The sequence below is a fragment of the Schaalia radingae genome (genome assembly GCF_900106055.1).
GTDB lineage: Bacteria > Actinomycetota > Actinomycetes > Actinomycetales > Actinomycetaceae > Pauljensenia > Pauljensenia radingae_A.
Window position 1 is genome coordinate 268,450 of record NZ_LT629792.1, and the last position, 23,436, is coordinate 291,885.

The window sequence follows — 23,436 nt, forward strand, 5'->3', positions numbered from 1 at the left end:
ACGCAAGCAATTTACCGCTATGCAGGAATTCACACACGAGAAAGGTGGAAAAGTGAGATGATCGAATAGTTTGAGGAATTTTCGCTGGGATCGGAATGACGACATGCGTAGTGTTTTAAGGCTTGTGACCAGTCTCCTTACTGTTTCCCTCGCTGTTGTACTGACACCCAGTGGGATTGCGAGGGCAGAGGAGCCCCCCTCATGGGACACAATCGTTTCCCAGGCAGCCCAGGCGACGCCAGGTGCTGAGACCACAGTCGCGATTGACAGTGATGTCAGTGCGACAGCAGACAAACCGCTCGTTGTTCCGGAGGGTGCGAGACTGACTCTCACGGGCAGTGGAACTGTCACGGGAGTGGGCGCCGACACAGTGACTGTGGCCGAAGGCGGGAGCCTCACGCTTGCCGGCCCCTCCTTCACGAACTCACGAATCGTTGTGAACGGTGGAACGCTGGACTTCACTGACGGATCCGTCCACGACACATCGCTCACCGGACCTGTCATCTTCGTCAAAGACGGCGAATTCAACATGACTGGGAGCGCTGACTTTTCGAGGAACAATGTCACTGATACCTCCGGCACCCTGCCTGAAGGGGTGAATGAGGGCCTCTACGCACCGATTACGATCTACGGCGGTGACGGTGTCAGCATTGCCGGCGGAACTCTTCAGGAGAACCACGGCTACCAGCGTGGTGGTGCGATAGGCATTTGGGGAGCTGAAGGTGCTCCTGTACCCGTTTCCTTGACCGGTGGGGAAATATCCGGCAATGATGCGGTTCATCCCAAATATAAAGGATTCGGTGGAGGCGTGTATGCGAGTTTTGCCAACGTCACGCTTGATGGAACGACAATCGCAAAAAATACCACCGAAATTGGCGGAGGAATCGCGATTGATAATGGAGATAGCTTCAACTTCACGAGCGGAACTGTCCAGGAAAACACCAACGGTGATTACGCCGGTCAGGGCGGCGGCATGTACATCCATGATGTCAAAGATGTGGAAATCTCCGGCGGCACGGTCGAAGGCAATACTGCTAAAGGTCTCGGAGGAGGGATCGCGCTCGGTGGTGGCAAAGATGTGGAAATCTCCGGCGGCACGGTCGAAGGCAATACTGCTAGTGGTCACGGAGGAGGAATCGCTCTCGGTGGTGGCGAAGCCACGATCAGCGGAGGAGAATTTGCGCACAACGTGGCCCTGAAAGCTGGAGGCGGACTCGCGTTCTACGGTGAAGCTAAGGTAACGATGAAAGCCGGCTACGTACACGACAACGTTGCGAAGGGCTTTTGGGGCGGTGGCGGTATCTACAACGATTCCGATTCGATTCTTACCATTGAGAACTCTCTGATCCGCGGCAATGCAACCAAAGACGCATTCCTTATCGGGGCAGGAAATCACCTTCCCAGCACGCAGGGTGGCGGTGTGTGGAACTGCGCAACGGGCACAACCACCTTGAACATCACCAAGGGCGTCGCGATTTTCGATAATTCTGCCCCAGATGTTGGGCGTAATAAGGAATACAAAGGTGCAGGAGACGATTTTGCAAGCGTCGCTGAGCATACTTTTGGCGCGGCTGAGCCGGAGAAAGGCCACCCTGTCTTCATAGGCGAGCGCATGCTTGGTGGTGCAGAGAGAATGTGGTACCAGGATGGCTCGATTTTCGGTAAGCGCTTGAACTGGCCGCAAGAGCAGCAAGAACCGCGATACGTGCAAGGCGGCGACAACAAGCGGGTGGAGAATAACAAACTCTACACAGTGAATAAGGCCTTTAAGTCGGTTCCGAGTGATCAGGCAAAGCGACTGGCTGAACGTCTTGCCACTGTCAGAATCGAAAATAACCTCGCCACTGACATGGGATTTAGCGGTGGAGGCATTGCCAACAACGGACAATTGTTCTTTGGTGAAGATGCCTGGAAACTCAAGATCAAGAAATCTTGGAGCAACGATGACCCGGGTGTGCGCCCAGACAGAATTACGCTGGACGTCCTCGTTGATGATGTAGAGGTCGTCAAAGGTATCGAGCTGTCGGAGGCAAATAACTGGGAAACAACTATCGATAACTTCCCCAATCCTCAGACCTTAGTCGATGCCGCAACAGGTGAACGCATCCCGCTTAAGTTCAAGGAAAGCGGCGCGGACGGTTACACCATGAAGGTCTCAGAAACTTCGGATGACAAGCAGAAGACCTACAGTGTTGCGCTGACGAACCGGATCCTCACCTCTGTGGGTGTGTCGAAGTCGTGGCTTGATGGTGAGAATGCGTTGGGTAAACGTCCTGGCAGTGTTGTGGTTGAGTTGTTGACTGGTGGGGAGCCGACTGGCACGACGTTGACTTTGTCGGCGGATAATTCGTGGTCTGGCGTGTTTAAGGATTTGCCGAAGTTTGACCGTGGCGTCTTGGTTGAGTATTCGGTGCGTGAGGTTGAGGTTCCTGGGTATCGGTCGGTAGTGGCTGGTAACGCCGTGGACGGCTTCACGATCACTAACAGAGCCCTCACAGCTGTTCCCGTGACGAAGAAATGGGTGAACCACGACGGCGCAGCGCTCAGTGACGATATCCCACAGTCCATTGACGTTGAACTTGTGGCTGACGGTGAGCCGACTGGACAGAAACTCACTCTCTCAGCAGACAACTCCTGGTCAGGCACATTTGCCGACCTTGAAATGTTCAATGCAGACGGCTCCGCGCCCATCGTCTATACAGTCAAGGAAACACCAGTTGACGGCTTCAGTGCCCGCATCACAGGAACTGCGACTGATGGATTCACCATCACGAACTCGAAGAATCCGCCTCCGCCGGGTACACCACCGTCACCCCCGACCATCGTGAACACGGGTGCGGCGGCTGGAGGCGCTGCTGGAGCGGGCATTTTGATGATCACCCTGGGCGCTGGCCTGCTCTGGTACCGCCGCCGAGGAATCCACTGAACTCAGGAGGTGCATCAGTTCTGAGCTGATGATTCTCCGTGTCAGACGGGCGCGCGCTGGAAGACTCTGTGCTTCAGCGTGCGCCCGTTCCTCGTTGGCAAGACGGTTTTGGCCAGCCGCCCTCGTCGGCAAAGCTGACCGGACGCGGCCTCCCTCGTCGCAGTACGGGCTGATCGCACGCGAGATGCGCTCTATCATGTATGTGCAGGCAGTGAAGCCTGAGGCTGTCACTGATAGGAAAGAGACAACAGGAAGAGGCGCAATGGCTGAGAAGACTGCGGAAGAACACTACGTACTTGCCATCGATCAGGGCACGACGTCCTCACGAGCCATTATCTTCAACCACGATGGGCAGATCGTGGCCGTCAGTCAGAAGGAACACGAGCAGATCTTCCCGAAGCCCGGATGGGTTGAACACGATCCACTCGAAATATGGAGCAACATTCGCATCTGCGTCGCGGACGTCCTGCAAAAAGCCGAAATCAACAGGCACGCGATCGCAGCCGTCGGCATCACGAACCAGCGCGAAACCGTTGTCGTGTGGGATAAGAACACCGGCGAACCCGTCTACAACGCGATCGTGTGGCAAGACGCGCGCACATCGCAAATCATTCGTGAGCTTGCAGGTGACGAAGGGAAGTCAAAGTACCGCGACATCTGCGGTCTCGACCTGTCGACCTACTACGCAGGCCCTGAGATCAAATGGATCCTCGACAACGTCGAGGGAGTCCGCGAACGCGCCGAAGCCGGTGACCTCCTGTTCGGCACCACCGACACCTGGACACTGTGGAACCTGACCGGCGGCGTCAACGGAGGTGCTCACAAGACTGACGTCACCAACGCGTCGCGCACCATGCTGATGGATATTCGCACACTCCAGTGGCGAGAAGACGTGTGCGAGGACTTCGGCATCCCTATGTCGATGCTTCCTGAAATCTGCTCCTCTTCTGAAATCTACGGATACGGTCGCAAGAACGGGCTGCTGATTGACACTCCGATCGCTGGAATCCTTGGTGACCAGCAGGCCGCCACCTTTGGGCAAGCGTGCTTCGACACAGGCATGGCAAAGAACACGTACGGTACGGGCTGTTTCGTCATCATGAACACCGGTGAGGAGCCGGTCTTCTCAGAAAACGGTCTGCTCACCACCGTGTGCTACAAGATCGGTGACAACAAGCCGGTCTACGCCCTGGAAGGCTCGATTGCCGTAACAGGCTCACTGGTTCAATGGATGCGCGACAATCTGGGAATCATCAAGGACTCCAGAGACATTGAAGACCTGGCGAAAACAGTTGATGACAATGGTGGCGTGTACTTCGTACCCGCATTTTCCGGCCTGTTCGCACCGTACTGGAAGGACGATGCACGTGGCGCGATCGTGGGGCTGACGCGATACAACAACAAGGGACACCTGGCCCGTGCAGTCGAAGAAGCCACCGCTTTCCAGTCCCGCGAAGTCTTTGACGCGATGGAAGCGGACTCGGGTGTTGGGTTGAAGGAGCTGCGCGTCGACGGTGGCATGACGAATGACAATTTGCTTATGCAGTTCCAGGCCGATCAGCTGGGTGTGCCGATCGTTCGCCCGAAAGTCCTGGAGACAACAGCGCTAGGCGCCGCATACGCAGCAGGCATCGCCGTGGGCTACTGGGACGGCGAACAGGACGTCATCGACAACTGGTCGGAAGGAAAGCGCTGGGAACCAGGCGATGATCGCGACGAGTACGACCGCAACTACCGCCTGTGGAAGAAAGCCGTCACACGCACCTTCAATTGGGTAGATGAGGACGTCGAAAACGCCTGACCGCCATTCGCGCCTCACTTAATTGACGAGGGAGGCCGGCCGGAGCCCCATCTCAGGTGCAAACACGGGGAGAATTCGGTGAGAATCTGCTGACCCCTTCAGTGCTTGACTTCATACGGCGTGACCGTACTGCCCAGCGTCATGCAGGTGCGCCCGCACGCCACGCCATGCACCTGGCCTTTGATGCGATCCGGCAGGCGCGGCGCGCCTGCTACGTCGTGACGCAGGCGTTCACATGCGTCACGGCAATTAACCCGATTGTGTCCGCGGGGATGCTCCCGCGGTACGCCGATATTTCGCCCGACACGCTCTCGATCGACCCACAGACCGTGACGATCCCGCCCTCGACGGGGGCGATCGTCCTCCAGCACACCTTCGGTATCGTGGATGATGGCGCATCCAAGGTGATCGTGGATCAGGCGCACGCTGCGGACGCCTTTGTTGTTGAAGACAGCGCACATTGCGTCGGACGCATGGCCATCGATCCGCAGACGCGGCGCCCCCTCGCGGATATTTCGATTCACTCTTTCGGCGCGGAAAAGGTTTTGCCCACGAAATTCGGTGCCGCACTGTGGCTCAATCCCGACACGGTTGATGTGCCTGTGCGCCAGCTCCTCGTCGGCGCGCTGACGAACCTGCCTCAGCCTCGGGTCACTCTCGACACGGCAATTCGGACCTATCGCCTGCAAGATCGCGCCTACTCTCACCTGCCATCAGGGCTCTCAGGCAGGTTGCGGAGTGCGGCTCAGGCTGCACACCTTTTCTACCCGCCAGTTGCTGACACGCAATGGCAGGGCGGATCCAACGGAAGACCGTACGCGCCCTCACGCTGGGTGCTCGAGCACATGAGCAAAGCGCTCGCGGGTGTGGATGCCATTGAACGTGAACTGGCCGAGCGAACCGGCTTCTACCTGCGTGCATTGTCAGCGGTCCACACCGCTGCAACGATCCCGGCTTCTGTCACCGCATCGATGCCGCTGATCCGCTTCCCTGTGATCCTCCAGCGCGATGGGTCCGATCAGCCTATCGACCCAGAAGACATGTTCAGTGCGCTGCAGTCACAGGGCTTCTATCCGGGCAGGTGGTATCGGCCTCTCCTCTTCCCCGGTGTGCGCAGCCCGCGTACATACGAACGTGATTCTCACAGTGATGCCATTCCACGCACACGCCAGATCGAGCGTTCGATCATTAACTTGCGGACCCAGGAATCACGCGACCATGCTGAGCGACTGGCCGATGCGGCCGTACGCTGGCTCGCCGCTCATGAAGCGATTTGAGCGTCTTCCAGCTCAAGGAGCCACGCCTTGCGGTCAGTTCCCGCAGCGTATCCCGTCAACGAACCATCTGCCGCCACGACACGGTGACACGGGACGATGAGGGAGATGGGATTGCGCCCGACAGCCTGCCCGACAGCCTGAGGTGCCGGCCGGCCAGCCTGACAGGTCAGTTGACCAGCCTGACGTGCCAGCCCGCTGGCTCGCTGATCAGCAACAGCATCGGCCAGGTCACCGTACGTGGTCGTCTGCCCGTAGGGAATTGCGAGGAGCTCGCGCCACACACTGACCTGGAAATCAGTGCCGACCAGGCGCAGCGCAGGCACCTCGTCGGGAATGTGGCCGGCAAAGTAGGTGTCCAGCCAGCGCGTTGTGCAGGTCAGGTTGTTCTGCGTCTTGATTGACGAGGGTGGCTCCAGCTCACTGATGTCATCGGTGTGCGTCATGCCGGCGATGGTGGAGCCGAAATGCTTCGCCCCCTCACACCACAGTCCGACGAGGTCACCACCTATGAAAGCCAGTGTCCAGGTGCCGATGGGTGAACGGTAGCGTGAGAGAAAAGCCGGGGCTGTGGGGGTCATGGTCGTCAGCCTACTGTGGGGCGCGTGAGTTCGCATTGAACATAGTTTTTCCCGTACAGTACACATCGTGACGAAATCTTTAGCTGTGTCAGAAAACGCTCGAGCCGAACGACCCGCAGTGATCCTGGCCAACCTCGGAACGCCGCAGGCACCCACAGCCCGGGCTGTGCGCCCCTTCTTGCGTGAATTCCTCTCCGACCGGCGCATTATCGAAATGCCTCCAGCAATCTGGCGACCGATCCTCGAAGGCATCATCTTGCGGGTGCGCCCTGCACGGTCTGCAAAACTCTACGAGTCGATCTGGTACACCGAGTCGAACTCCTCACCACTGATGTACTGGTCGCTGCGTCAGCGCGACGAACTGGCTGCGCGCCTCGACCATGTTGCCGACGTGCACCTGGCCATGCGCTACGGCGAACCATCGATCCGCAGCGTGCTTGATCAGCTGCGTGATCAGGGAGTGCAGCGCGTCCTCATCATTCCCGCCTACCCGCAGTACGCCTCCTCATCTACCGCGCCTGTCATCGATGAAGTTGCGCGAGACATGCTGAAAGCTCGCAATCAACTGGAGATCCGCACCATTCGCTCCTTCCATGACGCCCCGGTGTATATCGAGGCGCTCGCGGCCGCCCTCGTCAATCACTGGGATGCGCGCGGCCGGCCCGATTTTGAAGGTGGCGACAAACTCGTCCTGTCCTTCCACTCAATACCCGAGGCGATGCACCGCGACGGAGACGTGTACCGCGACGAGTGTGAAACGACGGCTGAACTGCTGCGATCGCGCCTCAACCTGGATCCACAGTGGGTACTCACCCGCTACCAGTCCGTCTTTGGGCCGGCCAAGTGGATTGGGCCCGCCACCATCGACACGATGGGGGAACTTGGCGCAGTGGGCACCACCAGAGTGGACGTGATCTGCCCCGGGTTTGTCGCAGACTGCATCGAAACGCTTGATGAGATCGCACGCCTGAACCGTGATGCCTTCATCGAAGCTGGCGGTTCGCAGTTCCACTACGTGCCATGGGGCAACGATCTGCCCGGATGCATCGACACGTTCGAGGAGGTCGCCCGCACCGGCTTGGCCGGCTGGGTATAAGCCTCGTCGTCTGCCCGTTTGAGCGAGAGCCTCGTCAATTACCCGGCCGGGTGCGACGCCTCGCTCAGGCGCGTGAATGCGCAGGTGATGGCCCACGACAATCCGAGTGCAATGAGTGCCGGAACCAGGATAGTTGCCCCTTGATGCGTAAACTCCAGCACAAGGGCGAGTGCGGTGAGCGGCGCACGCATCGATGAGCCCAGGAATGACATCGCTCCGATCAGCGCGCAGGCAGTGATTGAAATGTCGGGGAACATCGTCGACCACGCCAGTCCACCGACGGCGCCGAATCCGGCTCCCAGTGCGATACCCGGTGTCAGCGTGCCACCCCATGCCCCTGATGCGATTGTGCCCAGCGTTGTGATGGCCTTGGCACACGTGATGATCAGGACAGGGACGAGGGCGGCCAGGGAATGCGCGTCGAATCCCGCCTGAGCAGTGGCCTGACCATTACCCATGACCTGCGGAATCCACACGGCGATGAGCCCGACGAGTGTGAAGATTACAGGCAAGGTGACTAGAAGCAGCGGGGTTGTCGGGCGCAGGTCTTCAGCGCGTTTCACCAGGCGACTGAAACCCCAGCCTGCTGTACCTAAGATCGGGCCGGCGATGAGTGCCCACAGCAGCAGTGATGGTGTTGAAGTGGGTGCGGTGACCGTGTAGAACGGTTCGGGCCGGATGGGGCCTTGGGCGACCAGGACAGACAGGCCCGAGATCAGGCATGCACACCACAATGCCCGCGGGGTCAGAGAAACGATCAGAACTTCCAGGGCGAAAATTGCTCCTGAAATGGGAATTGAATACGCAGCGGCCAGCCCTGCGCCTGCGCCGCATGCGACGATCAGGCGGCGATCCTGCGCGCTCAGTCCCAACCGGTCACAGCACCATCCTGACAGGGCTGCGGATACTTCACGCGGTGCCACTTCCCGGCCGATGGACGCACCGAGCGCCACAATGACAACCTGTGTGGTCGCGTGCGTGAATGTGGTCAAGAGCGGCATTTTCGCCCCGTTGACACCCTGGGTGACGGTGACGATCCCTCGTCTGGTGTGGTGCAGCAGTGCCCAGGAAATCCCGCCGATCGCACCTGCCAGAGCAAGAAATATGACGCGTCTGGACGAATCGGTTGACAGGACAGCCTCGATGAAGGTTGCGCTCTCACCGTAGGCGAGTCTTTCGATCAGGTGAAGCAGATGCGAAAAGAACCATCCGGTAATGCCGGCAATTGCGGCCGTGAAAATGACGGCCACGATGAGGCGAACGAGCGGAGTGCGGTGAGAGCTTTCACCGTCTGACGGTACGTGCACCTATCTACCGTACGTTGGCTGCGCTTCGGTGCGCCAGCAGGGACGCGGTGAGGCGGGCGGGGCACAGGCGCGTACTGTCAGGACTGATTAGTAACCTTCGCGTGGCGGGAATGGAGGTATTGAGCAATCCGGGTCAGAATTGCTGCGCACAAAGCTCCTAAGACAATTCCGCATGCCATCGATATCAGTGGTGAAGTCGAAATACGTGCACCGATTGTTCCGCTCAGGCCGTAGATGCAAGACCAGATAAGGCAGGCGGGTGCATCGAGTAACGCAATATGGCGGAAAGGTATGCGCATTTTCCCCGCGCTGAAAAAAATCGCAATTCGCACAATGGGGACGAATCGACCCGTCGACAGGAGAATTCTCCATTGGCGCTCTGTTACTGCACTTAACCTCATATTGAGTTTCGGTAGACGACGGGACTCTTCAGGAAAGAGTCGACCGATCGTCGCCATTGTAAGGTCGCCTACAAGTGCCGCGCAGGCACAGCACACAATGAGGAATGTCAGGAACACAGGTTCACGGTATGCCGGAGTTGCCGACAGGGCGCTGATAACCGAACCAGAGGGAAGGACGGGGAAGAACCCGTCACCCCAGCATGCCAGGACGCACAGAACGAGGGAAAGCGGCTGATCGGAAAATGAAACGATGGCGGCTTCGATGCCGCTGATAAAGGACCAAAAGGAGCTCATTGCGACAGGCCTGAAAAGCTCAGGGAATGCGACAACGTCGAACAGTCTGGCGCAGGCCGGTGCTTCAATGAATTCACATGGTGATCATCGCACGGAATGGAAGTTAAACGCCATAGGGGAATCCCCTGAACAGTCCCTGAACCTGGTAGCAGGTTCTGCCCGATTTTGGTGTTCACCATGAACTTGTCAGCGATCTGAGAAAGTGCCTAATGTGAGGAAGCGGCTGATACGAGAAAACGGCTGATACGAGAGAACGGTTGATGTGAGAAAACGGTTCACGCCACATTGCCAGATGAATTCAAATAAATGAAAACCGATTGAAGTGCTACTCTTTTTATTGTCGGAATTGGATTCTGCAGAAGGAATACTTTCAATGAAAAAGACAAAGGTTTTCTTGGTCGACGACATCGATGGCTCTGAAGCTGAACGGACGATTAGTTTTGCCTTCAACGGCATTTCCTACCAAATCGATCTGAATGCTGAACACGCGAACAAGATCGAAGACGATTTCGCGCAGTGGATTCGCCATGCGCGCCGGACCGGTGGCCGGGCTGTCACTCGCCGCAGCGGTGCAACCGCCGGTGCGTCCGATTCAGCGAAGATTCGCCAGTGGGCGCAGGATGAGGGTCTTGAGGTGTCACAGCGCGGACGTATCCCCGCCAGCATTGTCGAGCAGTACCGTCAGGCGCATCAGTAAGAGCTGCCGATGAGGTGAAGGACAACCGCTCAGGCGGCGACCGGCCGTTGTTGAGTGGCTCGTATTGCCGACGCTGTGAAGTGATGTCGAAGGGTCCCGTGACAGCGGGCACGATCTTTGTGAGAATAGGACTATGACATACAAACTGGTATTGCTCCGCCATGGCGAGAGCGAATGGAATGCAAAGAACCTTTTCACCGGCTGGGTTGACGTACCCCTGTCAGAAAAGGGTCGCTCAGAGGCAACGCACGGAGGAGAGCTTCTCAAGGAAGCCGGCATCCTGCCTGACCTGCTGTTCACCTCGATGCTGCGTCGCGCCATCCAGACCGCCAACCTGGCCCTGGATGCCGCGGACCGTCACTGGATTCCCGTGGAGCGTTCATGGCGCCTTAACGAGCGTCACTATGGCGCTCTGCAAGGCAAGAACAAGAAGGAAATCCGCGACGAGTTCGGCGAGGAACAGTTCATGCAGTGGCGCCGTTCCTACGATGTGCCGCCGCCGGAGATCGAAAAGGGCTCGGAATTCTCGCAGGACGCCGACCCGCGCTATGCAGGCGAGCCGATTCCGTTGACCGAATGCCTCAAGGACGTGCTGGCCCGTTTGCTGCCGTACTGGAATGACACCATCGTTCCCGCGATTCGCTCCGGCAAGACCGTGATGGTTGCAGCCCACGGCAACTCACTGCGCGCCATCGTCAAGCACCTCGATGATATCTCCGACGACGACATCGCCGGCCTGAATATCCCGACCGGCATTCCGCTGGTCTACGAGCTTGACGAGGAAACCCTCAAGCCCGTCAAGAAGGGCGGCACATACCTTGATCCCGATGCTGAGGCCAAGATCGCGGCCGTAGCAAACCAGGGCAAGTAAGTTTCATTCACGAGGGTTCCCACCCTTAAGCGTGGTGCCCCACCTCCCAAGGAGGTGGGGCACCAGCCTTTATGCGCATGTTGAAGGCGTCAGCGGGGTAATACGGTGTGTGAGCTCCGCGTTCGCCGGATATAGATTCGGCAGTTCCGCTTAGGCGGTTTGTGCGCCTTCCACGATGTACATCACCTGGTCTGCAACGGAAACAGCGTGATCACCGAAGCGCTCCAGGAAGCGGGCCGCGAGCGTCACGTCGATCACCTGAGCGCGAGTCAGATCATTGTCGTCATCGGTTGCCATGCGGCGAGCCTCGATCTGCAGGTCATCGAGAATGTCGTCATCGCGATGCATACGACGGGCCAGGTTCAGATCCTGGGTCTGGACAACCTTCTCCATCGAGTGTGCCATCTGCACGGCCGCGTCCGTCATCTTGGTGATGAGCGGTCGAGCCTGTGGGCAAATCCCCGGCTCCTGGTGGGGGTTGCGTGCGATCAAAGCCAGGTGGGCCGCAAGGTCGCCCTGACGCTCCATCGTCTGAGTCAGTCTCAGGCCCGCAACAATCAGGCGAAGATCGGATGCAACGGGGCCCTGCAGCAGCAGAAGGCTCACACAGGTTTCGTCGATGTGACGGGACAGCTGGTCGAGGCGGTCATCAGCGTCGCCTGTCTGCTCCGCCTTGATCATGTCACCTTCGCGCAGGGCCTGCGTTGCGCGTTCAATCGCGACGGTGACACCGGAGCTCATCCTCTCCAAATCGAGTCCAAGCTGCGTCAGTTCCTGTCGATATACAGTGCGCACAATGTCTCCTTCACGAAAAATCCACTGTAACTGTTTAAGTCCACCAAAGATAAGTGCCAAGTGTGTGCATATCGGGTTAATTTTTGGTTAACTCCTACTTGCTTTTCGGGTATTGTTGCAGGAAATCTGCAGATGGCCCGTCACGAGTGGTGACGAAGAGGCAAACAGATCGATACAGTTATGTCTGTGTTGGACGCTATCACTCTCATCGTTGTCGCGCTGCTGGGTGTCCTCGTCGGCGCTGTCGGCGTAGGAGCCTTCCGGCTGTCTCAGCGTCAACAGGACGTCGAAAATGGAGTGGATCCGCAGTACACCCAGCCGCCTGTCGATCTGCTCGCCATGACTTCCGCTCTGCCCGGCATCGTGATCGTCGTTGACGCGGACAACAAGATTGTCCGCGCTGATGCCAAAGCGTATGCCAAAGGCCTGGCGCGTCACCAGGAACTGACGCACCCTGCCCTCATTGAAGTTGCCGCACGCGTGCGGGCCGAGGGAGTCCCGCTGACCACTGAGATGACGCTGCCACGCTCCGACCTTCCTGAAGCAGCTGAACTGTTCTTCCGAGTACGGGTGGCCCCGCTGCCCGGTGACCTCCTTTTGATCGTGGCAGAGGATCTGACGATCCAACGACGCAACGAGGCTGCGCGTCGTGATTTTACTGCGAACGTGTCGCACGAGCTGAAAACACCTGTCGGAGCTGTGCGACTTCTGGCCGAAACGATCGCTGAAAACTCTGACGATTCTGAAGCAGTTGCCTACTTCGCGAGCCGACTGTCGAAAGAATCGGAACGACTGTCCACACTGGTGCAGGACATTATCGACCTGTCGCGCCTGCAATCACCTGATGCTCTGGATTCGCCCGACCTCGTCAGCGTCAAGCAAGTGATCAGCGAAGCGCTCCATCAGGAAGAATTCCCCGCCGAGCAGGCACGCATCGAGTTGCGCGGACCGGATCCTGCGCTCGAAGCCTACGTGTGGGGAGATAAGGACATGCTGGTGATGGCGGTCCGAAACCTCGTCGATAACGCTGTGCGGTACTCGCATCCGGATTCATGGGTGCGTGTCGACGCGGTACGCAACCAGGAACGAATCTGCATTCGCGTCATCGACACCGGTATCGGCATCTCATCTGAGCATCAGCAACGCATCTTTGAACGCTTCTTTAGAGTCGACACGGCACGCTCACGTGAAACAGGGGGGACAGGACTGGGATTGTCAATCGTCAAACATGTTGCCAGTGATCACGGCGGAACAGTGACCGTTGCGTCCCTCCCGGGTCGCGGATCAACGTTCACGCTAGTGTTACCTGAAGCAGAGATCGGTGAAAATGGAGACGAGCGTAAAGACAAGGACGCAAGATAATCATGACGGCAATTTTGATAATCGAAGATGAAGCCTCCTACCGTGAGCCACTCGCCTACAACCTGCGTCGGGACGGCTTTGACGTGGGCGAAGCATCCGACGGAAATGCTGGACTCGAAAAAGCGATCGATCCGAAATGGGATCTGATCTTGCTTGACCTGATGCTGCCGGGAATGTCGGGCACCGAAGTGTGCAGGAAACTCAGAAAAGTATCCAACGTTCCTGTCATCATGGTGACCGCGAAAGACGAAGTGGTCGAACGCATCGTCGGCCTGGAGATGGGTGCCGACGACTACATTACGAAGCCGTATTCCTACCGTGAGCTGCTGGCCCGTATCCGCGCGGTGCTGCGACGCCAGGCTGGAACACTGGAGGATGAAGAAGAAGTCCTCGAAGTGGGAACAATCCGCCTGTGGGTAGACCGGCACGAAGTCACAGTGGATGGCACATCCGTGTCGATGCCGCTGCGCGAATTCGAACTGCTGGAATTCCTCGCCCGCAACCCCGATCGAGTCCTGACGCGCTCGCAGCTGATGGATCGCGTGTGGGGAGTCGGAACGATCGGTGATTCAAAGACCCTGGACGTGCATGTCAAACGTCTGCGCGCCCGGATCGAGCCGGATCCATCCCACCCCGTCCGCCTAGTGACCGTTCGCGGACTGGGCTACAAACTGGTGTCGAATCCGCGCGACGAAAGCAAGTAAGAGCGGCGCGCAGGTGTGTGCCCGCATCCCCGCTCGAAGAGGCGTGGAGCGAGCGAAGCGCTAGCATAACACCCCACTGACTGTGCGTGCACGATTACTGGTAGAATGGCGGTATTGTTTAATACCAGCAGGAGTTCCTTTTATGACGTTCACCATCGGTCAAACGGTCGTCTACCCCCATCACGGAGCAGCCACGATCGAGGAGATCGCCACCCGAAAGATACGCGGTGAGGAAAAAACTTACTTAACACTGCGCGTCACGCAAGGTGACCTCAAGATTCAAGTGCCAGCTGACAACGTCGACCTCGTTGGCGTTCGAGATGTCGTCGATGAAGACGGGCTGGAAGAAGTCGTCTCCGTTCTGCGAGCACCTTATGTCGAAGAGCCGACGAACTGGTCACGACGCTTCAAGGCCAATCAGGAAAAAATCGCAACCGGCGACATCGTCAAAGTCTCCGAAGTTGTTCGTGATCTGACTCGCCGCGACGCCAGCAAGAAGCTGTCCACGGGCGAAAAGCGCATGCTGACGAAAGCCCGCCAGATCCTGACTTCTGAGCTTGCTCTGGCCCGCGACATCGACAAGTCAGCAGCATCGGATCGCCTCGACTCGATCCTGGCTGAATCGGCCGAAACGGATGACAGCGCCGATGATGCCGGCACCGACACTCACGAATCAGGCGACGACAAGTAGTGCCGTCAGCGTCGCGCCCTCCCGGCAGTGGCGCGGCACCTGAATTGCGACCATCCTGACATGAGCCAGCTGCGATCCCAGTCAACGACGCCATTGCAGGCGCCTGGATCCCACCACGCTGGCATCGTGTCAGCTGAACCTGCGCTGACTGAATCTGTGTCAACCGAATCTGCACGAGCTGAATTCGCACCTGTCAAGGAGCGCCTGTCTGTCCTGGCCGCAGCTGGCTCGGGCACCCGACTGGGACGGCACATGCCCAAAGCCCTCGTCGAAGTAGGCGGTGCACCGATGGTACTGCGCGCCCTTCGCGGCCTTGACGCTGCGGGAATCACGCACATTGCGGTCACCGCTCCGACAGACGCCCTCGTCGATTTTGAACAACTCATCGGGAGTGCGCTGCCCGACCTATCTGCCACCGTGCGAGTCGTCGCGGGAGGAGCGTCGCGTCAGGCGTCTGTGGCCGCAGGTTTGCGATCCCTTGAACAGTTCCGTCCTGACGCGCGCACACCTGTCCTGATCCACGACGCGGCGCGCTGCCTGACACCGCCGGCGCTCATCGGCCGCGTAGCCCGAGCCATTGAAAACGGTGCCAATGCCGTCATCCCAACCTTGCCAGTAACTGACACGATCAAACCGCTTGCCACCGGCACGCACATCGACGAGGGAGACGATGCGCTATCGCCCCTCGACCCGAGTATTGACCGCTCACGCCTGCGCGCTGTTCAAACTCCGCAAGGCTTCACGTGGGACGTCATATGCCGTGCTCACGAGTACGGAGCCAGCAGAGCAGCCGACGAATCGAGCGCCGCCACCGATGATGCAGGGCTGGTGGAAGCACTGGGACTGACGGTGATGTCGATTGCGGGCGACACGATGGCATTCAAAGTGACCACCGAGTTGGACATTGCCCTGGCGCAAGCCTGTCTAGATCACGGGTACGCGCCCGATGCGTGATACCTTGCAATCGCAGGTATCTGTCTGCGGCGCGCGCCGCACCCTTGCATAAGGAGATCCCATGTCACAACACGAGCAGTCCTTCGAGCATGCTCCCACTCCTTCTTCCACTTCGTCACACTCGACAGGTTCCACGCCTCCGTCAGGGTCACGCCACCACTGGGTTCTGTGGAACAAGAAAGTGGTCTCATGGGCTTTGTGGGACTGGGGCTCAGCCGCATTCAACGCCGTGGCAACAACGTTCGTCTTCTCTGTCTACCTGACAACTGACGGGGTGTTCGCCCCCAAAGTTGTTGCCAACGAGAACCTGTCACTGGGACTGACCCTTGCCGGCATCGTGATCGCTCTGCTAGCTCCCATCACGGGGCAGCGTGCTGATCGGCGCGGTAAAGGGGGAGTGTGGCTCGGCTGGTTCACCGCCATGGTGGTGCTGTGCATGCTCGCCATGTTCTTCGTGGCACCCAATTCCTCGCTCGGCCCAACCGGCGCGCTGTGGCTGGGAATCGGTCTGCTCGGCTTGGGTAACGTGTTCTTCGAGTTCGCCTCCGTCAACTACAACGCGATGCTCAACCACCTGGCTGATAAGTCAGCGATGGGACGAATCTCCGGATTCGGCTGGGGCCTCGGATACGTCGGCGGCATCGTGTTGCTGCTGATCCTCTTCGTCGGTTTCATCAACCCTGAAGTCGGCTGGTTCGGCGTGACAGGTGAAAACGGGCTGAATATTCGCGTCGCAATGGTGGTCTCAGCCATCTGGTTCGCCGTCTTCTCTCTGCCGGTCGTCCTTAACCCGCCCAAACCGAAGAATGTGTCCACTAGCGATACCCATGAGTCTCTGATCGATTCCTACAAGCTGCTGTGGTCAACAGTGAAGTCTCTGGCGCGCACATCACGCCACACCTTGATGTTCCTGATCGCGTCGGCTGTTTTCCGCGATGGCCTGGCTGGGGTGTTCACATTTGGCGCAATCCTGGCAGGGTCCGTGTTCGGCTTTTCCGCCTCCGAAGTCATCCTCTTTGCCATTGCCGCCAACGTTGTCGCCGGCCTGGCAACCATTGGCTTCGGTGCGCTTGACGACTGGATCGGCCCCAAGCGCGTCATCATCCTGTCCCTGGTGTGCATGGTGACCTCCGGGTTGCTGGTGTTCTTCTTCCACTCATTCGGCAAGCCGATCTTCTGGGTCCTGGGCCTGATCCTGTGCGTCTTTGTCGGCCCGGCACAGTCGGCCTCGCGCTCCTTCCTGGCGCGCATGATCCCGGCAGGTCGCGAAGGCGAAGTATTCGGCCTGTACGCCACGACCGGCCGAGCCGTCTCCTTCCTCTCACCTGCCCTGTACTACCTGGCCATCAAACTGGGGCGCGCCGTCACACCACCGGACGTGGACGCCACTCACTGGGGCATTCTCGGCATCGTCGTGGTACTGCTGGCTGGCCTTCTGCTGCTCATTCCGATTCGCCAGGAATCCGCGCATCTGAACATTTATCAGGACAGCACGCCGTCACAGGGGTGATACTGGAAGCACGTTCCTGGAAGCCGCGCGGTGAAGGCGCCCTCGTCAACGAAGGGAAAATACATGTCCGCTCCACGTCTGCGCATGTACAGCGCGCCGCCCTCGCAAGTCGTGCTCGCCTTGAACCACCTGCGCGACAAGACCGGGATCCCCACCGAGTTTTCCGACGAGGCGCAGCACGAAGCTGACCTTGCGGCCTCCCATTGGCATTCCAGCGGCGTTGAGCGCTTCATTGCCGAGGGTGCCCGCGACGCGCGTGACATCCCGTTCGTCACCATCGACCCGCATGGTTCCCGTGATCTGGATCAGGCTGTGGCGTGTGTGCGACTGGACGGTGACGATGACGGCGAGCGCAGCGCCTCGCGGGCAGGGCGAGCCACCTTTCGCGTTTACTATGCGATCGCCTCACTGGCAACATTCGTGTGGCCTGACGGGGCGTTGGACCATGCTGTGCGTGAGCGTGGATCAACCGTATACGCGCCCGATGAGGTCACGCCATTGCATCCGGATGTGTTGTGCCATGATGCTGCCTCACTTATTCCGGATGCGGATCGCCCCTCGTGCCTGTGGACCATTGACCTGGACGATGACGGCAACGTGGTGAAAGCGAACGTGGAGCGGGCTGTGATCCGTTCGCGGGCACAACTGGACTACGACGGTGTTCAGCGCGCAGTCGACGGCAAGGGCGACCTGCCTGATGTGGTTCCAGCTGACTTTATTGACAACTTGGCTCACGTCGGTCAGGCTCGTGAGCAGCGTGAAATCGAACGCGGCGGTATTTCGATGAACGCGCCTGAGCAGGAAATTGAGGAGCGCGACGACGGCCAGTTCGAGTTGACGTACCGCGCGACGCTGCCCGTTGAAGAATGGAATGCTCAGATCTCGCTTCTGACCGGCATGTGTGCGGCTGACATGATGCGCCGGGCAGGGATCGGTATTTTGCGTGTCATGCCGCCTGCAACCGACCGTGACATTACCCGCCTGCGGCGCGTGGCCGAGGCACTGGATCTGGAATGGCCCGCTGAGCAGACCTATCCCGACTTTGTGCGATCGCTCGATTCGGCCGAGCCGGCTCACGCGGCGTTTATGAGCCAGGCGCGCACACTGTTCCGCGGCGCGGGGTACACGGCGTTTGACCGGGGGGCACCCACCGGTGATGAAGCGATCCACGGAGCGATCGCTGCGCCGTATGCGCATGTGACTGCACCGCTTCGCCGGTTGGTGGATCGCTACGGTGAGGAAGTGTGCCTGTCGATCTGCGCCGGTGTTGACGTGCCGACGTGGGTACGTGACGGTTTGCCTGAGTTGCCCACCATCATGGCTCAGACGACTCAGAAAGTGCGCACCGTTGAAAACGGAGCGGTTGCCGCGCTGGAGGCGATGGTGCTGGCTGGTCATGAAGGTGAGCTGTTTGATGCGGTGGTCACCAGTGTGAACAAGGAGCGGGCAGAGATCATCGTGTCGGATCCGGCTGTGATTTCACGCGTCGATATTCAGGGAATCGAGGATGCTCCTTCCTTGGCCGGCAAGCGCGTGCAGGTCAGGCTCGAGAAGGTCGACCCTGCCGCTCCGTCGGTGGAGTTCGCCCTCGCCATCGATGGGTCTGAGGCCGATCGGCGCTGACGGTGCCGCTAGGGTGTGCCCTCGCTGACGGTGCGGCTGAGGTGTGCCGGATATGAGCATGCCACAGATCGGTTTGAGGCCGATCGTCGCTGACGGTGCCGCTAGGGTGTGCCCTCGCTGACGGTGCCCATAGAAATGCCCTCGTTGCCGAATGACAGTCAGCTGTGGTTGTGCCGGTGCGCGCGGCGCCCGCGGCCACCCTCGTCAATCACGAATCGAATCTGTGAGCCGCTGACATTGCGTAGATCAGTGCGATTGCCTGCGCTGCCAGCCCTTCGCCGCGTCCAGTGAACCCGAGCCCGTCGGTCGTGGTGGCCGATACGGATACAGGGGCGCCGACGATATCTGACAATGTACGTTCGGCTTCCTTCAGGCGCGATGCCATTCGGGGGCGGTTACCGACCACCTGCAGGCTCACATTCGCAACGGCGAAACCGGCCTGCGTGACCATCCGCAGGACCTCTGTGAGGAATGCGCGCCCTGATGCGCCCTTCCACTCGGGGCGGTCCGTGCCGAAGTTGGATCCCATGTCGCCCAGGTGTGCGGCCGACAAGAGTGCATCACAGATGGCATGCGCCGCCACGTCTCCATCAGAGTGCCCTGCCAGCACTGGCTCACCTGGCCATTCCATGCACGCCAGCATCAAGACGTCGGTATGCGGCTGCTCATTGCCACTTCCGTGAATGTGTTGGGTGTCGGTTCCGCGCGCTTGCTGAGCGTCACTGGTCTGTCTTCGCTGGCTATCATTTCTGCGCACCTGCGAGCTTTCTGCAGCCTGTCCCGGCTGGCTGCCGCCAGGGTGCGGATTCTCAGCGAACGCGTGAACGTCAATGGCGTGGCCGATGCGGAATGGGTACGCCTGCGGCGCCTGCGCGTTGCCTGCTGCGGCGTTACTTGCTGCCGCGTTGCCTGCTGCCGCTTTACTTGCTGCCGCGTTGCTTGCTGCGGCGTTGCGAGAATAATTGGTCCGGTGCGCGGTGCTCATAAGGTCAGCTTAGTATCCGCCCTCGCCCTCGGGATGAGTTGCAGCTGTCACGAGGTATGGGCGGTGCCCGTCGTTTGCCCTTCCGCCCTGGCGCCAGCGCATACTCTGGATTTAACTTCGCCGGGTGCACATACTCGTGAAATTGGGCCTTCCACGTGCACATACCCCTAGATTTAAGCCTTCCACGTGCACATACCCCTAGATTTAAACCCTCCTCGTGCACATACCCCTAGATTTAAACCCTCCACGTGCACATACCCCTAAAAAGTCATGTAAAAATGCACAATCCCCTAGATTTAACGCGTGAGGCTCGAGGCCGCCGGAAGCTACTGACAGCTGACCTGCGGAAATAGGTTTTGTCCTTTTGGGGTGCCGACTTTAGCTAGGGGTATGTGCAATTTTCGCGTCAAATCTAGGGGAATGTGCATCAAGACCGTGAAGATTTAGGGGAATGTGCAACGCAGGCACGAAGATCTAGGGTGTTGTGTTGCATCGGCGGCTGGTTTGTCGGATAAGCGCACGAGAAAAGGGGTCGCGGAGACGCAGGGAGAAGAGCAAAGCGCGACACGACGCGCGAAAAAGCGGAGGTATGCCCGCTGCTGAGGAGAGCTGCACTATCCGGGCGGTGCTGAGGAAAACTGGCGATCGGCGGAACTGCTGAAGAGAACCTTGCGTGCGTACGCCCGCTCCATGTGGAGGCGAATTTCAGCCACGATGCGTTCAGGCGAGCGCAGATCCTTCCACACAAAACGCAAAACGGTGAAACCTGCGGCCTCAAGCTTTTTCTGGCGGTATTGCTGAGCCTCCAAGCTTGCGAATATGTCGTCAGCATCAGTTCCGTGTTTCGAACGCCCATCAAATTCGATGGCGATACGAAGGTCTGGAATTCCAAAATCTGTGAAGAACGTGTAGCCGTCATGCAGCACTTTCATCTGCGTGCAGACCTCCGTGATGCCACCTTCGCGCATGATCCATAGCAAGTGTCGTTCTGCAACGGATTCACACGCGGCGTCTGCACCCTCGATGATGTGCGAAAGGTGTTTCTTGTTACGAGTCCGTTCAGGCAATTTGCGTGCGAGTAAAAGTAGATCTTTGCGGACTGCATCTTCTCGCTTTCGAGACATGTCGTATTCCCGCCGGTCGAAGCGAGAAAGGATGCGCAGAACTCCACACATGACGACGTAGCCATTCGCCGTATCGTCTAGAACTCCAGTTGAAATAGCGGCGTCTTTCAGTGAACAGCAACGAATCCCATGAGAAAATGTGACCGGTTCGCTTAACAGCTGCCGGTGATGTCTACGCACGGTTATCGCTGGGATAACGTCGTTTTCAGACAGCTGGACTGGGGGCAGAAAACTTGTCGATGTGGTCGAATTCAGGGGCGCTGGATGCAAGAGATCGATTGTTGTCAGCGAGGAGAGAGTGCTGATGCCGTGGACGACGCATGCGGCGTGGCCAATTACGATGCATTTGCTGTGTCGGTAGCGCGTGAGAATCCATGCTCGCGCCCGATTAATGAAATTGATAACTGCCCACTTGTCGGGTAGCTCCTCCAGTATGTATCGAGCAACGTAGAAACCTTTTCCTAAGGCAATGAGATTCATCGAGGTGGCTTTTTCTCGCGAGATGCGTCTGTCGCGAGATGATCGGATCAGGATCTTGTCAAAGTCGAATGCAACAGCAGGCATCAGTGCTCCTCTGGTTTGGACTGTGTACCCAAGTGAGATGTGGTTGCAATGGTCGGATTTACGGTGCTCAGGATAGAAGTAGCTCGCGCGCAAGAATAGGTCGAGGCGACAGTCTGTGGATGGCGGGCTGCGCCGGGCGGGGCGTGGATGAAGTCAGATAGGGCCAGAGACTGACGGGCGCGGGCAGCCCCATTCCGCGTGGGTTGCAGCAACCCCATGAGGGTACGTGCGCTTCACAATCTGGCAGCCCCATTGCGCGTGGGTTGCAGCGCGTCGGCGGAAGAGGGGCCGGTGGCGCATATGGCAACCCTCGGGCGGGCGCGGATCGCAGGGCGAAGATGAGGAATGCGCGCGCGGCGCATTACGATAAGAGGCATGACGCTGTATCTGCACGATTTGAAAAAGGCCGCACTGGCTCCGCTGGAGCCTGTCCACCCCGGACACGTCGGGATTTACCTGTGCGGTGCTACCGTGCAGGGGTCTCCGCACATCGGACACCTGCGCAGTGCGGTCGCCTTCGACACGCTGATCCGCTGGCTGCGCCGCAACGGCACGCAGGTAACCTACATTCGCAACATCACCGACATTGATGACAAGATCCTCGCCAAATCAGCTGAAGCAGGAGTGCAGTGGTGGGCGTGGGCGTCTCGATTCGAGCGCGAATTTGCCGATGCGTATGCGACCCTCGGCGTGGTGCCACCCACCTTTGAGCCACGTGCCACTGCCCACATCCCTGACCAGATCGCGCTGGTGGAGCGCCTGATTGAACGTGGACATGCGTACGCGGACGGCCAGGGCAATGTGTATTTCGACGTTCATTCGCAAGAAGATTACGGCTCGCTGACCCGTCAGAAACTGGACGATATGCGTTCCACGGAAGATGACGCGCAGATTGACGCGGATGTCGAGGCAGGCAAACGCGATTCCCGCGACTTCGCCTTGTGGAAGGCTGCCAAACCCAGCGAACCAGCCACCGCCTCGTGGGATTCTCCGTGGGGACGAGGGCGGCCGGGTTGGCACCTGGAATGCTCGGCTATGTCGAAGCGTTACCTGGGCGAAGAATTCGACATCCACGGGGGCGGCATTGACCTGCGATTCCCGCACCACGAAAACGAGCAGGCACAGTCACACGGAGCCGGATGGGGATTTGCCCGCATGTGGGTTCATAATGCCTGGGTCACCATTAAGGGTGAGAAGATGGCGAAATCCGTGGGCAACGTTCTGTCCGTGGATGCGCTGACGCAGCAGGCACCCGCTCTGGCTGTGCGCTGGGCATTGTCAACAGTGCATTACCGTTCAGCCTTGGAGTGGGGACCCGACACGTTGCCGGCGGCTCAAGCGGCATCTGAAAAGTTCATTACCTTTGCTCTCAAGAGTGCGGAAGCTGCAGGCGAAGCAACCGTCGAAGAACTGCAGCTGGGGGAGAAAGATCTGCCTGAAGGGTTCGTCAATGCTTTGAACGATGACCTGAACGTCGCCGGCGCCCTCGCCGTGATTTACGAACACCTCAAAGTCGGTAACCAGGCCCTGGCCAGCGGCGACACAGAGGCGATTCGCCGCGAACACGTCCTCGTGCGATCCATGCTGGATCTGCTGGGCGTGGATCCCCTGTCCGATCAGTGGAAGGCCACCACTCGCGGGGAAACTGGAGCAACGACAGGCACGAACGGCAGCGGATCAAACGGCGCAATGGACGCCCTCGACAATCTTGTGACCGGTATTTTGAACGAGCGTGCGCAAGCCCGAGCAGATAAAGACTGGACGCGAGCCGACCAGCTGCGAGACACGCTGACCGAAGCCGGCATCACGGTGGAGGACGGCAAAGACGGTGCGACCTGGCACCTGGCAGCCGACTAAACCTTCTCGCCGCGCACAC

At 58.9% G+C, this 23,436-nt stretch carries 19 protein-coding genes; 13 read left to right on the top strand and 6 right to left on the bottom strand.

Annotated elements, in window-relative coordinates; genetic code table 11:
• Nucleotides 1-103: 103 nt before the first annotated feature.
• From BLT69_RS01210 to BLT69_RS01220, 3 genes are all read left to right on the top strand, one after another.
• The gene (locus tag BLT69_RS01210) at nucleotides 104-2,926 is read left to right on the top strand and encodes a Cna B-type domain-containing protein (RefSeq protein ID WP_092648177.1); all 2,823 of its coding nucleotides are present in this window, start codon (nucleotides 104-106) and stop codon (nucleotides 2,924-2,926) included.
• A 262-nt stretch (nucleotides 2,927-3,188) separates the two neighbouring features.
• On the top strand, nucleotides 3,189-4,727 hold the full coding sequence (gene glpK, locus BLT69_RS01215) for a glycerol kinase GlpK (protein ID WP_092648178.1): 1,539 nt from the start codon (nucleotides 3,189-3,191) through the stop codon (nucleotides 4,725-4,727).
• A gap of 56 nt (nucleotides 4,728-4,783) precedes the next feature.
• Nucleotides 4,784-6,004 (top strand): DegT/DnrJ/EryC1/StrS family aminotransferase, encoded by a 1,221-nt coding sequence (locus BLT69_RS01220; RefSeq protein ID WP_092648179.1) that lies wholly within the window; start codon nucleotides 4,784-4,786, stop codon nucleotides 6,002-6,004.
• Here BLT69_RS01220 and BLT69_RS01225 read toward each other — a convergent pair.
• On the bottom strand, nucleotides 5,989-6,582 hold the full coding sequence (locus BLT69_RS01225) for a methylated-DNA--[protein]-cysteine S-methyltransferase (RefSeq protein ID WP_058237739.1): 594 nt from the start codon (nucleotides 6,580-6,582) through the stop codon (nucleotides 5,989-5,991). The genes BLT69_RS01220 and BLT69_RS01225 overlap by 16 nt on opposite strands.
• A 64-nt stretch (nucleotides 6,583-6,646) precedes the next feature.
• On the opposite strand from BLT69_RS01225, the gene hemH reads away from it, so the two are divergent.
• Entirely contained in the window at nucleotides 6,647-7,678 is a 1,032-nt protein-coding gene (gene hemH, locus BLT69_RS01230; RefSeq protein WP_092648180.1) for a ferrochelatase, read from the top strand.
• A gap of 38 nt (nucleotides 7,679-7,716) precedes the next feature.
• On the opposite strand, the gene BLT69_RS01235 is transcribed toward hemH, so the two are convergent.
• Both BLT69_RS01235 and BLT69_RS10780 read right to left on the bottom strand, forming a co-directional pair.
• Complete coding sequence (locus BLT69_RS01235; RefSeq protein ID WP_257590364.1) at nucleotides 7,717-8,985, bottom strand: chloride channel protein; 1,269 nt, start codon at nucleotides 8,983-8,985, stop codon at nucleotides 7,717-7,719.
• Nucleotides 8,986-9,062: 77 nt separating this feature from the next.
• Complete coding sequence (locus BLT69_RS10780; protein WP_157886297.1) at nucleotides 9,063-9,680, bottom strand: DedA family protein; 618 nt, start codon at nucleotides 9,678-9,680, stop codon at nucleotides 9,063-9,065.
• A gap of 373 nt (nucleotides 9,681-10,053) precedes the next feature.
• Between BLT69_RS10780 and BLT69_RS01240 the strand changes: the two genes are divergently transcribed.
• Both BLT69_RS01240 and BLT69_RS01245 read left to right on the top strand, forming a co-directional pair.
• Complete coding sequence (locus BLT69_RS01240; RefSeq protein ID WP_058237741.1) at nucleotides 10,054-10,377, top strand: histone-like nucleoid-structuring protein Lsr2; 324 nt, start codon at nucleotides 10,054-10,056, stop codon at nucleotides 10,375-10,377.
• Nucleotides 10,378-10,510: 133 nt separating this feature from the next.
• Nucleotides 10,511-11,248 (top strand): phosphoglyceromutase, encoded by a 738-nt coding sequence (locus BLT69_RS01245; RefSeq protein ID WP_058237742.1) that lies wholly within the window; start codon nucleotides 10,511-10,513, stop codon nucleotides 11,246-11,248.
• 150 nt (nucleotides 11,249-11,398) lie between these two features.
• On the opposite strand, the gene phoU is transcribed toward BLT69_RS01245, so the two are convergent.
• Nucleotides 11,399-12,043, bottom strand: coding sequence for a phosphate signaling complex protein PhoU (phoU, locus tag BLT69_RS01250; RefSeq protein ID WP_058237743.1), 645 nt, complete (start codon nucleotides 12,041-12,043; stop codon nucleotides 11,399-11,401).
• A 186-nt stretch (nucleotides 12,044-12,229) separates the two neighbouring features.
• On the opposite strand from phoU, the gene BLT69_RS01255 reads away from it, so the two are divergent.
• The 6 genes from BLT69_RS01255 (at nucleotide 12,230) to BLT69_RS01280 (ending at nucleotide 18,887) form a co-directional block, all read left to right on the top strand.
• On the top strand, nucleotides 12,230-13,405 hold the full coding sequence (locus BLT69_RS01255) for a sensor histidine kinase (RefSeq protein ID WP_162272387.1): 1,176 nt from the start codon (nucleotides 12,230-12,232) through the stop codon (nucleotides 13,403-13,405).
• A 2-nt stretch (nucleotides 13,406-13,407) separates the two neighbouring features.
• Entirely contained in the window at nucleotides 13,408-14,109 is a 702-nt protein-coding gene (locus BLT69_RS01260) for a response regulator transcription factor (RefSeq protein WP_092648181.1), read from the top strand.
• A gap of 142 nt (nucleotides 14,110-14,251) precedes the next feature.
• Nucleotides 14,252-14,800, top strand: coding sequence for a CarD family transcriptional regulator (locus tag BLT69_RS01265; RefSeq protein WP_092648182.1), 549 nt, complete (start codon nucleotides 14,252-14,254; stop codon nucleotides 14,798-14,800).
• A 60-nt stretch (nucleotides 14,801-14,860) separates the two neighbouring features.
• A complete protein-coding gene (locus tag BLT69_RS01270; RefSeq protein WP_092648183.1) occupies nucleotides 14,861-15,754 on the top strand; it encodes an IspD/TarI family cytidylyltransferase in 894 nt (297 codons plus the stop codon).
• A 61-nt stretch (nucleotides 15,755-15,815) separates the two neighbouring features.
• Nucleotides 15,816-17,264 carry an MFS transporter gene (locus BLT69_RS01275; protein WP_082628655.1) on the top strand — a complete coding sequence of 483 codons (1,449 nt, stop codon included), beginning with the start codon at nucleotides 15,816-15,818 and terminating at the stop codon, nucleotides 17,262-17,264.
• 63 nt (nucleotides 17,265-17,327) lie between these two features.
• Nucleotides 17,328-18,887, top strand: a complete 1,560-nt coding sequence (locus BLT69_RS01280; RefSeq protein WP_092648184.1) for an RNB domain-containing ribonuclease — start codon at nucleotides 17,328-17,330, stop codon at nucleotides 18,885-18,887.
• Between the two features lie 208 nt (nucleotides 18,888-19,095).
• Here the strand turns inward: BLT69_RS01280 and ispF are convergent, their stop codons facing one another.
• Nucleotides 19,096-19,872 (bottom strand): 2-C-methyl-D-erythritol 2,4-cyclodiphosphate synthase, encoded by a 777-nt coding sequence (ispF, locus tag BLT69_RS01285; RefSeq protein ID WP_092648185.1) that lies wholly within the window; start codon nucleotides 19,870-19,872, stop codon nucleotides 19,096-19,098.
• Nucleotides 19,873-20,486: 614 nt separating this feature from the next.
• Complete coding sequence (locus tag BLT69_RS01290) at nucleotides 20,487-21,560, bottom strand: endonuclease domain-containing protein (protein ID WP_092648186.1); 1,074 nt, start codon at nucleotides 21,558-21,560, stop codon at nucleotides 20,487-20,489.
• 375 nt (nucleotides 21,561-21,935) lie between these two features.
• On the opposite strand from BLT69_RS01290, the gene cysS reads away from it, so the two are divergent.
• A complete protein-coding gene (gene cysS, locus BLT69_RS01295; protein WP_092648187.1) occupies nucleotides 21,936-23,417 on the top strand; it encodes a cysteine--tRNA ligase in 1,482 nt (493 codons plus the stop codon).
• The last annotated feature ends 19 nt before the right edge of the window (nucleotides 23,418-23,436 follow it).